Origin of the sequence: Sorangium sp. So ce834 (genome assembly GCF_051521425.1) — a bacterium.
GTDB lineage: Bacteria > Myxococcota_A > Polyangia > Polyangiales > Polyangiaceae > Sorangium > Sorangium cellulosum_D.
On record NZ_CP150351.1, the window covers coordinates 4,793,949 to 4,806,140 of the forward strand.

General features: G+C 73.9%; 5 protein-coding genes. 3 read left to right on the top strand and 2 right to left on the bottom strand.

The annotated features are described in order from the left end of the window. Positions 1–65 precede the first annotated feature (65 nt). Positions 66–4,403 carry a hypothetical protein gene (locus WMF20_RS17410; protein ID WP_437615033.1) on the top strand — a complete coding sequence of 1,446 codons (4,338 nt, stop codon included), beginning with the start codon at positions 66–68 and terminating at the stop codon, positions 4,401–4,403. 114 nt (positions 4,404–4,517) lie between these two features. Here WMF20_RS17410 and WMF20_RS17415 read toward each other — a convergent pair whose 3' ends face one another. Beyond that, positions 4,518–6,542 carry a DsbA family protein gene (locus WMF20_RS17415; RefSeq protein WP_437615036.1) on the bottom strand — a complete coding sequence of 675 codons (2,025 nt, stop codon included), beginning with the start codon at positions 6,540–6,542 and terminating at the stop codon, positions 4,518–4,520. A gap of 412 nt (positions 6,543–6,954) precedes the next feature. Beyond that, a complete protein-coding gene (locus WMF20_RS17420; protein WP_237245418.1) occupies positions 6,955–7,422 on the bottom strand; it encodes a hypothetical protein in 468 nt (155 codons plus the stop codon). Between the two features lie 305 nt (positions 7,423–7,727). On the opposite strand from WMF20_RS17420, the gene WMF20_RS17425 reads away from it, so the two are divergent. Together WMF20_RS17425 and WMF20_RS17430 are read left to right on the top strand one after the other, a co-directional pair. Further along, positions 7,728–10,601, top strand: coding sequence for a serine/threonine-protein kinase (locus tag WMF20_RS17425; protein WP_437615038.1), 2,874 nt, complete (start codon positions 7,728–7,730; stop codon positions 10,599–10,601). A gap of 66 nt (positions 10,602–10,667) precedes the next feature. After that, positions 10,668–12,173 (top strand): MATE family efflux transporter, encoded by a 1,506-nt coding sequence (locus WMF20_RS17430; protein ID WP_437615040.1) that lies wholly within the window; start codon positions 10,668–10,670, stop codon positions 12,171–12,173. The last annotated feature ends 19 nt before the right edge of the window (positions 12,174–12,192 follow it).

The window sequence follows — 12,192 nt, forward strand, 5'->3', positions numbered from 1 at the left end:
GATGAACCGGGTCGCACGTCGCGAGCGTGCTCCAACTTCCACCGCACAACGATGAATGCGCCTCGATGCCGACGCTGAGCTCTCTCCTCGTGCAGCATGGGGTTACCTCGATGCGGGTGGTCGAGGAGGCGATCGCCCGCCAAGTCCTCCATGGCGGCGACCTCGCCACGAACGTGCTGGAGCTCGGCGCGGTAAGCGAGCGCGAGCTCACGGCGCTGCTCGCGGAGAGCCTCGGGCTCCCGCCCGCCGTCGGCCGGCTCCGGCCCGCGTCGCCCGACGTGCTCCGGACCATCCCGGCTGAGCTCGCGGTCCAGCACCGCGTGTTCCCGCTCGACGTGCGCACGGGCGTCGACAGCGCGGCGGCGGGGGCCTCGCAGCCGGAGCCGACGCTGGTCATCGCGACGGCCGAGCCGCTCGCGCCGGCCGTCGCGGAGCAGCTGAGCTTCTCGCTGGGGGTCAACCTGCGGCAGCTCGCCGCGCCGCTGGTGCGCATCCGCCAGGCGCTCGCGGAGCACTACGGCATCGCCCTCGAGCGGCGCCTGTCGCGGCTCGTGAAGCAGCTCGACGCGCGCGCCGAGCCGAGCCCGGCGGCGCCGGTCGAGCCCGCCTCCGCAGCCGCCGCTGCGCTCCCGCCGGGAGCGCCTCCGCCGCCGGCGTCGCCCGCCGGCGCGGATGTGGCTCCACCCGCAGGAGCCGACCCGGTCGCGCCTGCGCCGGTCGACGCGCCTTCGCTCGCGGCGGCAGCGGCGGCTCCGGCTGCAGCGGCCGACGCGGCGTCGCCTGCGGGAGCGGACGCGGTCGCGCCTGCCGATGTCGACGCCGACGCGACGTTGCCCGACGGCATCCATCCGCGCGAGGAGACGGCGAAAGCGCGGCAGAAAAAGCGAGCGAGCATCGACGATGCTCCGACGGTCGAGGCGCCGGCCTCGATGGCGCGCGAGGAGGCCGCGGGAGCGCACGCTCGCGAGGAGACGGCGGAAGCGCAGCAGAAGAAGCGAGCGAGCATCGACGATGCTCCGACGGTCGAGGCGCTGACCTCGATCCACGACGAGGACACCGTCGTCGCGGAGGTCTCGCTCAATGAAGCCGTCCCCACGCCGAGGAAGCCGCCGCTGCACGAGCTGGACGACGAGCCGACCGTCGTCGCGGAGTACCCGATCGATCTGCCCTCGTTCCGCTACCTCGAGGCGCACACGCCTGGGGCAGAGGCGCTGGCCTCGCGCCTCTCCAAGCTCGCTCCGCGGCGCGGCCAAGCGGGCGCTGCGGCGCCGGCGGAGCGCGAGGTCGCCGCGGCGGCTCAGGGCGAGGAGACCGCGCCTGCCGGCCACCTGGCTGCGCCGCAGGAAGAGCCCGCGATCGAGCCGGCAGAGCCGACGCCGCGCTCCGAGCAGCTCGCGCCGCGCCTCGCGGCGTTCGCGGCAGCGGACGACGTGCCCGCGGCGCCTGCGGTGGAGGCGAGGGCGCCGGCCGTGGAAACGCCAGCGCCGGCCGTGGCAACGCCGGCGCCGCCCCTGAAGTCAACGGCGCCGCCCGTGAGGCCGGTGGCGCCGCCGGCGCCGTCCGGCGCGCGTTCGCGGGCGCCGGGCACGCACCTGTTGACCGGCTGGTTGAAGCGGGCGTCGGCCGCGCACCGCGCTCCGCAAGACACGGTGCCGCAAGCTGCAGCGGCGCAGCCGCGCCTGCCCGGCGGCTCTGCGCCAGCGGCGCCCGTCCCTGCGGCCTCCGCGCCCGTGGGGCCTGCAGCGACAGCGCCGGCGGAGACCACGCCCGTGGCGCCCGCTGCGCTCGCACCTGCGGCGTCTGCTCCTGCGGTCTCCGCGCCCGTGGCGCTCGCGCCTGTCGTCGCCGCACCTGCGGCGCCCGCGCCCGCGATCTCGGCGAGCGCACCGGCGGCGAAGGGTTCGATGCGCGAGGCGGGCCGGTCTGCGCCGACGGCGCAGCGGCGCAAGGGCCCGTTCACGCTGGCCATGGCCGAGCAGGAGCTCGCCTCGGTCGACTCGAGCGAGGCGGTGCTCGCGGTCCTCTTCGACTTCGCGCAGCAGTACTTCGAGTACACGGTCCTGTTCACGGTCCACGGCGAGCGCGCGGAGGGCCGCAACGCCGCAGGCCCTGGCGCCGAGCGCGATCGCGTCACGAAGATCGCCGTGCCGTTCGATCGTCCCACCGCCCTCGCCAGGGCGCGCGCGCTCCGAGCGCCGCTCGTCGCCGCGCTCGCGGGCAGCGCCCCTGACGCGGAGCTCCAGCGCGAGCTCGGCAGGAAGGTCCACGCGGCCGCGGTGGCGGTCGTCCCGATCGTCGTGCGCGGCCGCGTCGTGGCGCTCGTCTACGGTGACGACGGCGCCGCCTCGGTCGAGCTCTCCAGCATCGGCGATCTCATCGCGCTCGCCGGGGTCGCGACGACGGTGCTGGAGCGGCTCATCCTGCGAAAGAAGCTGAACCGGAGCGGCGGAGCCCAGGATACCGCCGCATCTCCGCAGCGGTCGTCCGCGCCGCCGCGCGAGGCCGCCGCATCTCCGCAGCGGTCGTCCGCGCCGCCGCGCGAGGCCGCCGCGTCTCCACAGAGGTCGTCCGCGCCGCCGCACGAGGCCGCCGCGCCTGCGCGGAGGTCGTCCGCGCCGCCGCACGAGGCCGCCGCGCCGCAGGACGAGGACGGCGACGAGCACGCCAAGGAGGGCCCGCTCTCCATGCGCACCCGCGCCGCGCTGATGGAGCTGAGCAGCATGGTCCGCGCGGAGGCGCACGGGCCGGCCGCGGCCGACGACGCATCCTCGCCGCCCGCCGCGCATGAGCCCCTCGGCGCGGGCGAGCCACAGCGAGCCGACGGCGCGGACGTCGAGCCGAACGGCCCGCGACCCCAGGGCGGCTGGTCCACCGAGAACGGCGGCTCCGGGATCGATGCCGTCGCGCGGGCGTTCGGGCTCCGCGGCACGGGCGTGGAGGCCGATCCCGTGCGGCCGGACGAGGGCGTCGCGCACGCGATGGCGTTCAGCTCGACCATCCCGCCGGCCGCGACGCCGCACGCGCCGAGCCCGGGCGCCGAGCCGCAGTTCCGGCTCGGCCTCGAGGCGGGCGCGGACGTCGTGTCGGGCACGGCCGTCACCGCGCCGATGATGCCGGCGGTCACACAGCCGCTCATGCAGGCGGTCCCGGCGCCGGCGTCGCCGGTCATCACGGCGCCGCCTTCGCCGCCAGCCATCGACGAGATCCCCGATCTCGAGATCCCCGCGGCGCCGACCCACGCGCGGTCCGAGGACTTCGATCTCGGCGAGCCTGAAGAGGCGCGGACGAAGCGGTACTCCCGGCCGCCGTGGATGCTCGACAGCTCGATCAAGCCCGGCGCCGAGGAGCAGCGGGATCATGCGCCGGCGCCGTCGTCGGTCGCCGCGCGCCCCCACTGGCGCCGCACGCCCGTCGCCCTCGAGGCCGCCGCGGTGTATCCGCGGCCCCCGTCCGAGCGGCGCGCCGCGGTCTCGCCGTCTCCGGCCAGCGAGCTGCGCGCGGAGTACAGCTCGCTCGTGCAGCACGTCCTCGCGGGCGGCGAGGCGGGCTCGCGGGCGTTCGCCGAGCTCGTGCGCAACGGAGAGACGGCGATCTCGATCGTCGCCGCGCGCTTCCCCGGTCCGCTCCGGGTCGATCGCCAGCGCTTCCGCGAGCAGCTCGCCGGCCCGGACGGCGCCGCGAGCGTCGCCGCCGCGCCGCCTGCCTCCCAGTGCGGGCCGCTGCTCGAGCTCATCGTCGCGATCCGGCGCCCGGCGCTCCCCTTCATGACGGTGCGGAGCGCCTCGCCCGACCCCGAGGTGCGCTTCTGGGCCACGCACGTGCTCGGCGAGCTGCCGTACCCGGAAGCCGCCAACGCGCTGCTCCCGCGGCTCTTCGACGACAACGTCGCCGTCCGGCGGATCGCGGTCCGCTCGGCCGCCTTGTTGATCGCGGCGCCGCCCGCGGGCGGCCCGATCCTGCAGGGGCTCGATCACATCGCGCGCGACCGGGAGGAGTCGCCCGCGCGGCGGCTGACCGCCATCGACACCATGTCCGAGATCCGCTCCGGCTCCAGCGTGCCGGCGCTCGTCAGCGCGCTCTCCGATCCGCACGACGCGATCGTCGAGGCGGCGGCCCGCGCGCTGACCGCCATCACGCGGGAAGATCTCGGCCGCGACGCGCGCAAGTGGATGGCGTGGTGGTCGAGGAACGGCGAGCGCCATCGCATCGAGTGGATCATCGACGCGCTCACGCACGAGAAGCCCGCCATCCGCCGCGCCGCTATCGACGAGCTGAAGGGCATCACCCGGGAGTACTTCGGCTACTACGAGGACCTGCCGCGACAGGAGCGGGAGGCCGCCCAGGAGCGCTACCGCGCGTGGTGGATCTCCGAGGGGCGCTCGCGGTTCCGCACCACGGGCTGACGCCTCGTCGGGCCCGCGGAGGGCAGGGAGGCGGGCGGCTCATCCGGTCATCGGGAGCCGCCCCTCGGGCGGGTGGGTCAGGTTCGGCGGGAGATCAGACCGCGCTCGGGCGGTTCACTTGGGGGCGGCGGGGGCGGCGGCCGGCTGCACGGCGGGCGCCGGCCTCTTGGTGACGGCGGCAGGCGCGGTCTCGCCGGCCTCCTTCATGGCCTTGTCGATCAGCTTCTTGAACTTCGAGAACGGCTGCGCGCCGCTGATGAAGTAGCCGTTCACGACGAACGCCGGCGTCCCGCTGATGCCCGCCTTGTCGGCCACGGAGTTCTCGGAGTCCACGAACGCCTTGTGGGTGTTCGCGTCGAGGGCCTTCTTGAACTTCGTCATGTCGAGGCCCTGCTCCTCGGCGTACTTCTCGAGCGAGGCGCGCGAGAAGGCGTCCGGCTGACCCTGGTTCTTGAAGAGCACCTCGTGGTACGCCCAGAACCCGGCGTTGCCCTTCTGCGCGTAGGCCTCCTGCGCGGCCTCGGCCGCGAGCGGCGCGTTCTTGTGCATCGGCAGCGGCCGGTGGCGCCACACGATCTTCAGCTTGTCGCCGTAGGTCTTCGAGATCTGCGAGACCGTGTCCTCGACGCGCTTGCAGAACGGGCACTCGAAGTCCGAGAAGACCTGCATCACGACCTTCGCGCGCTCGCCGCCCTTCCACGGGCTGTTCGGTGCCGGCGGGGCGACCTCCTTGCGCTCGGGCGGCGGCGGCTCCTTGCCGTCCTTGATGATCTCGGCGTAGAGGTCCTTGGCGGCGACGCCCTTCGCGAGCAGCCCCTCGGCCTTCTTGATCTCCTCGTCGATGATCGCCTTGAACTTGTCGATCGGCTGCGCGCCGACGAGCCGGCGGCCGTTGATGAAGAAGTGCGGGGTCCCGGACGCCTGCAGGTCGTCCGCGAGCTCCTGATCCGCGGAGATCGATGCGCCGTGCTTCTTGGTGGCGATCGCGGCCTTCACCTTCTCGACGTCGAGCCCGAGCTCCTTGGCGTAGCCGAGCAGGTCCTCGTCGTTGAGCTTCTGCTGGTTCTTCCAGAGCAGCTCATACGCATCCCAGAAGCCCTTCTCGCCCTTCTGAGCGCGGGCCTCCATGGCGAGCTCGGCCGCGGGCTCGGCGCGCTGATGGAACGGGAGCGGGTTGTTCTTCCAGACGAACCGGACCTTGTCCCCGTAGGTCTTGACGATCTCGTCGAGCGTGGGGACGACCTTGCTGCAGAAGGGGCACTGGAAGTCGGACCACTCGACGATGGTGACCAGCGCGGTGGCCGGGCCCTTCGCGGGCGCGTCGCCGACGGGCACCTTCCACACCGTCTTGTCGTCCTCCTGCGGGCGCTCGCGGTCCTTCTGGGGCGGCGCCTTCGCCTTGTTCTCCGCGGCGAGCTTGGCGTACACCTTGTCGGGCTTCGTCCCCGCGGCGATCGCGGCCTGCGCGGCCTTGAGCTGCTCGTCGATCACGGCGGTGAACTTGTCGACCGGCTGCGCGCCGCTCAGGAACACGCCGTTGATGATCGAGGCGGGCGTGCCGGTGACGCCGGACGTCTTGCCGACCGCCATGTCGGCGTCGATCTTGGCCATGTACTCCTGCCGATCGTACGCCGCCTTGAACTTCGCCTTGTCGACGCCGGCCTCGACGGCCCACTTCTCGAAGTTGTCGGGCGTGAGGCTCTTCTGGTTCTGGAAGGCGAGCTCGTGGAACTTCCAGAACGCCTTCGAGCCGCCGAGGCGGAACACGGTCTCGGCCGCGAGCGCCGCCGGACGCGCGTTCTTGTGGAACGGGAGCGGGTTGTTCTTCCAGACGATGCGCAGCTTCTCGGAACCGTACTTGTCCTTGAGCTGGTTGATCGTGGTCTCGACCCTGCTGCAGAACGGACACTCGAAGTCGCTGAAGACGACCATCGTCACCGGCGCCGTCCGCGCGCCCCACACCGGGTCCTTCGACGACACGGGCACCGCCGCGTCCTCGTCGCTCCACGGCTGGCCGTCGTCGACGGCCGCCGAGATCTCATGCCCGCGCGAGCCGGCGCTCCGATCGATACTCCACATCAGCCCCATCCCTGCGATGAAGCAGAGAAGAAAGCCGACGATGGCTGTTCCCTTATTCATGATGTTTCCTCTCTCAACGGTGGTGGAGCGCCGCCAGGCGGGCCCCTCCTTCAACGCGGGCGCGACACCAGGTGCGCGCTCGCGACAAGATCGCCATTCGTGAGCTCCCAGGGCGGCGAGCCACCCTGGGCCGAAGGAGCCGCCGCCGCGCGGCGCGGCTGCAGCCCCCGGCGGAGCGTCGGGACCGCTCTGGACCGGTCACGCCAGCGCCAGCGTCCGGCCTCCGTCGCGCGAGGCGCGCCGCCCTCGAGAGGGCGAGCCTGCGCGACGTGGGCCCGGACGAGCGCCTAGCGGGCTCGGTTCAGACCGGCAAACGCTCCGGATCTCGCGGCAAGACCGGCGCGGATCGCCCGCAGCGGGCTCCGAGAGACCACGCGGCGCGATCGGGGGCGGCCTGGCCGGCGAGCTCGCCTCATCGAGGCGGGTGGTAGACGCCCTGCGCCACGCCGGCGCGCGGCCCGCCGGAGACCGCGAGGAACGAGAAGACCTCCACGGACGCGCACGGGGCAGGCAGGACGAGCTCCGGAACGAGCACCGCCTGCTGCGGCGGGCTGGAGAGCTCGCTCACAGGGCCGGGGCGACCCGAGTTCGGCCCGACCCTCGGCCAGAGGTCGCCCCCGTCGCATCCAGGGGCCGCGTCGATCCGGTCGTCGGTCATCGGCAGCGTGCGCGGCGGCGCGACCGAGGAAGCGCCGCGCGGATCGCAGATCGGCGCGGCCCTCGTCTCGCCCGTCTCGTCGTCGACGCTCGTCAGGACGGTGCACGACGGCTCGTCCGGCGGCGCGACGATCGTCATCCGGTCGTCGTCGCAGACCGGAACGATCGCAGCGCGCGCTCGCAGCGGCAGGACCAGCGCCAACGCGAACGTCAGCAAGGTCATCAGGCGCTGGACGGCGTGTCGCGACATCCCTGCCAAGGAGTAGCCGAGGCCCGAGAGGAGAGCAATGGGCCGAACTCCAGCAGAACGCGACGGTTTGTCGTCACCCTGGACGGATCCATGCGCCGCTCAGGACGACCGCCCGGAGCCGCGACTTGTCGACAGGGTGTGGATAACCCTGTGGATAACCTGGAGAGCCCCTGTGTCGAAACGGTGTGGCGCGGCGGCGGCGCCGCGGGAGCGCGGCCCGTTTCGCCGCGCCAGCGCGAAGTTGGCCCACCTTGTCCTACATCCGATAGGTTCGGTTCATGGCGAACTCCTCCGCGACCGTGCCCCGCCCGGTTCTTCCGCCCTCGCATGAGCCCAACAAGAGCGGCTTCGCTGCGGACGATGTTCCCCGACCGCTCGGCCGCTACGTGCTCCTGCGGCGCATCGCTCGGGGAGGCATGGGCGAGGTGTTCCTCGCCTCCACGACCGGCCTCGAGGGGGCCGAGCGCCCCGTCGTCGTGAAGATCATCCGCCGCGAGCACGCGTCGGATCCGAGCTACATCGCCCGCTTCCTCGACGAGGCGCGGGTGCAGGCGCAGCTCCAGCATTCCGGCGTCGCGCAGGTCATCGAGGCGGACGTCGACCCGGCGACGGGGGAGCCGTACGCGGTCGTCGAGCACGTCGAGGGCCGGAGCCTCGGCGAGGTCCGGGCGCGCGCGGTGCAGCTCGGGCACCGCTTCGACTGGGCGGAGGCGGTCGCGATCGCGACGATGATCGCCGAGGCGCTCGCCCACGTGCACGAGCGCAAGGACCCGTCGGGCGCTGCGCTCGGCATCGTCCACCGCGACCTGTCGCCCCAGAACGTGATGCTCGGCTTCTCCGGCGACGTGAAGATCATCGACTTCGGGACCGCCCGCGGACAGAACCGGCGCTGCCACACGGTCGCGGGCGTCGTGTTCGCGAAGCCGGGCTACGTCGCGCCGGAGGTGGCGAACGGCGACCCGGGCGACGCGCGGGTCGATCTCTACGCGCTCGGGATCATGCTCTGGGAGCTCTGCGCGGGGCGCCGCTTCCTCCAGGGCGACGCGCAGACGCACATGGCCGCGGTCGCGCGCAACCAGAACGATCCGCCGCCGATCGCCCTCTCGCACGGGGCGCCGCCGACGCTCGACGCCGCGATCGCGCGGCTCACGGCCTTCGATCGGGAAGCCCGGTACCCGTCGAGCCGCGCCGCCGCGCGCGACCTCGCCGCGCTCCTCGGCGGGGCGGCCGCGCTGCCGGGCGGCGAGCGCGGCGTGCGCGCGCGGGCCGCGCACCTGATGCAGCGGCTCTTCCCGGGCGAGCCGGGGCGCTCGCGCGGCGAGTTCGCGGCCCTCGTCGCCGCCGCGAAGGCGCACCGCGCCGCGGCCGTCACGCCGGTGAGCCCCCGCGCCGAGGCGATGGCCTCGGCCGAGCGCGGCGACGAGGGCATGCTGCCCGGCACGCGCTACCGGCTGCTGCGCGAGATCGGCACCGGCGCGAGCAGCACCGTCTACGAGGCGGAGCACGTCGACCTCGGGCGCCGCGTGGCGCTCAAGGTCGTCTCCGCCGAGCACTCCGCGGCGGACGCGGTCGCGAGCCGCTTCCGCCGCGAGGCGCGCGTGCTCTCGCGCCTCTCCCACGAGCACCTCGTGAAGGTCCACGACTTCGGCATGGCCGCCGATGGCCGCCTGTTCTGCGGCATGGACCTGCTCGAGGGCGAGACGCTCGACGCCGTGCTCGCCCGCGGGGCCGCGATCGACTGGAGGGACGCGCTCGCCATGGCGGTCAAGGTGCTGAGCGCGCTCGAGCTCACGCACGCCGAGGGCCTCGTGCACCGGGACATCAAGCCCGAGAACCTGTTCTTGACGCGCCCGAGCGGCGCCGAGGCCTCGCCCTCCATCGCCGAGGCCGGCCTGAAGCTGCTCGATTTCGGGCTCGCGAAATGCCTCGCCGACGACCGCGGCGAGGGCGACGGCGTCGCGGACGCGACCGGCGCGGGGGAGGGGCCGGCCCGGGCCGCGGTCGCGATCGTGGGGACGCCCGAGTACATGGCGCCCGAGCAGGCCGCGTCGGGGCGCATCGACGGGCGGGCGGATCTGTACGCGCTCGGCTGCGTCCTCTACGAGATGCTCACGGGGCGCCTGCCGTTCGTCGAGCCGAGCCTCGTCGCGCTGCTCGACGCGAAGATCAAGGGCAGCCCCGAGCGCCTGGGCGAGCGCGCCCCGGCGCGGCAGATCCCGCCGTTCGTCGACGAGCTGGTGATGCGCGCGCTGGCGCGCCACCCGAGCGTCCGCTTCCAGAGCGCCGCCGAGATGCGTCAGGCCATCCTGAGGGCGCTCGGCGCGCCCGGGCGCGCGCGCGCCCGGCGCCGCGCGGTCGGGTTCGCGGCCGTGGCCGCCGTGATGGCGCTCGCGGGCGCGGTCGTGGTGGGCAAGGGGCGCGAGATCGCGGCGCGCGTCCCCGCCGCCGCTGCGCTGCTCGACGTCGAGGGCGAGGCGGCCGCGCCGCCGGGGGAGGCGGCTCAGGCCGCTGCGCCCGGCGCCGAGGCCGCTGCGCCCGGCGCCGAGGCCGCCGACGCGCCGTCCGGGGCCGCGGAGGCGCCGTCCGGGGCCGCGGAGGCGCCGTCCACCGGTGCTGCGGCGCCGCCCAGCGCCGCAGCGGCGCAGGCCCTCGCGGCCGCGGCGACGGCGCAGGCCGCCGGCGCGCCCGCGGTCGCCGCCGCTGCGGCCGGTGCGCTCGCGCCCGCCGCAGCGGGGCAGGGGAGCGATGCCCCGCGAGCCCTCGCGGCCCTGCCCCGCGCAGGGGCCGCGGCGCCCGCGACGGCCGCCGCGCCGACGGCGCAGCCCGCCGTCGCGAAGGCCGACGCGGCGAAGCCGCCCGCGAGGAGCGAGGCCGCCCCGCGCAGCCCGGTGGTGGCGGCGCGCGGCGCGGCGTCGAAGGCCGACAAGCCCGCGGCGCGCGGCCCGGCGGAGCGCGCGTCGCGCGAGGTCGCGACGCGCGAGACGAAGGCGCGCGAGCGATCGTCCTCGTCCTCGGCCCGCGAGCCGGCGGCGTCGACGCCCGCCCGCGGCGACGCCGGTACGGCAGAGAAAGAGGGCAACGGGCACGAGGATCACACCGAGGCGAAGCGGCGCCGTCACAAGCGGCGGTCCCGGGTTGCCAAGGCCGAGTAAGCTGCGCCGCCCGCGGCGCATTTCTCTCGCGCGCACGCTGCCGCGTTGTATACCGCGCAGCCTGCGATGGCTCAGATTTCCCTGTCCGCGCCGGGTTCGAACGCCGTTACCTCGGGCCCACCCCATCGCGCCATCCTGCGGCTCGCGCTGCCGACCGTGGCGGCGATGCTCACCCAGAGCATCGTCAACGAGGTCGACATCGTCTTTTTCGCGCACCTGCCGTGCCCCGAGTCGTCGAACGCGCAAGCGGCGCTCCTGCCGTCGCTGATCGTGCTCTGGCTGTTCGGCGGCTCGCTCAGCGCGATCTCGGTCGGCACGCAGGCGTTCACCGCGCGCCGCTTCGCCGAGCGGCGCCCCGAGGACGCGGGCGCGGTCCTCGCAAACGCCCTGTTCTTCGCGCTCGTCGCCGGTGTCGCGTTCTCCGCGCTCGGGTACCTGACGATGCCGTACATCCTGTCGGTCATCATCAAGGTGCCGGACGCGCGGCAGGCGGCGCTCGATTACCTCGGCTGGCGCTTGCTCGGGGTGACGTCGATGGCGGCGACGTTCGCCCTGAAGGCGTTCTTCGACGGGATCGGCAAGACGCACATCCACCTCGTCTCGGCCGTCGCGATGAACGCGCTCAACATCGTGCTCTGCCTCCTGCTCATCTTCGGCAACGCCTCGCTCGGCATCCCGAAGTACGGCATCGTCGGGGCGGGCATCGCGGGCTTCATCTCGACCTACGTCGGCCTCGCGATCATGCTCGCGTACGCCCTCCTGCCGCAGTACCGGGGCCTCTACCGGCCGTTCGCCACGAGCAAGCTCTCGGCCCCGCTCACCTGGTCCATCCTCAAGCTGTCGATCCCGAGCGCCGTCGCCACCGTCGCCATCATGACCGGCTTCGGCCTGTTTTACGCGATCGCCAGCAAGCTCGATCAGGTCGCGCCGGCGGGCGTGGTCTCGCCGCTCTGCCCGGGCGGCCGCGCGGAGCCGGTCTACGGCGCGGCGACCACGGTGATCGTGGGGATCCTGAAGCTCACGTTCACCGCCTGCCTGGCCTTCGGCACGTCGACGGCGACCCTGGTGGCGCAGTCGCTCGGCGAGCGGGACGGCGACAAGGCCGCGCGCTTCGGCTGGGTGAGCGTCCGGCTGGGGCTCGCGATCTTCGGGGTCGTGGGCCTGCTTGAGGCGATCTTCGCCCGGCAGATCCTCGCGTTCGTCAGCAGCAGCGAGCTCGTCCAGGCCGCGGCGCTCCGGCCGCTCCAGGTGATGGGCATCTGCACGCCGCTCGTCGCGGTCGGCATGATCCTGACGCAGGCGCTCTTCGGCGCGGGCAACACGGTGTTCGTGATGGTGGTGGAGCTCATCCTGCACTTCACCTGCCTCGTCCCGCTCGCGTGGCTGCTCGGCATCACGTTCGGCTTCGGCCTGATGGGCATCTGGGGGGCCGGCGTCGCCTACGTCGTCCTCCTCGCCGCGACGATGGTGTGGAAGTTCCGCTCGGGGGACTGGAAGAAGATCCCGCTCGACCCTCATCACGGGCCCGACAAGGCCGCGCTCGGCGCGGGCGGCGGCCCGGGCGACCCGTAACGAGGGCTCTGACCCGCGC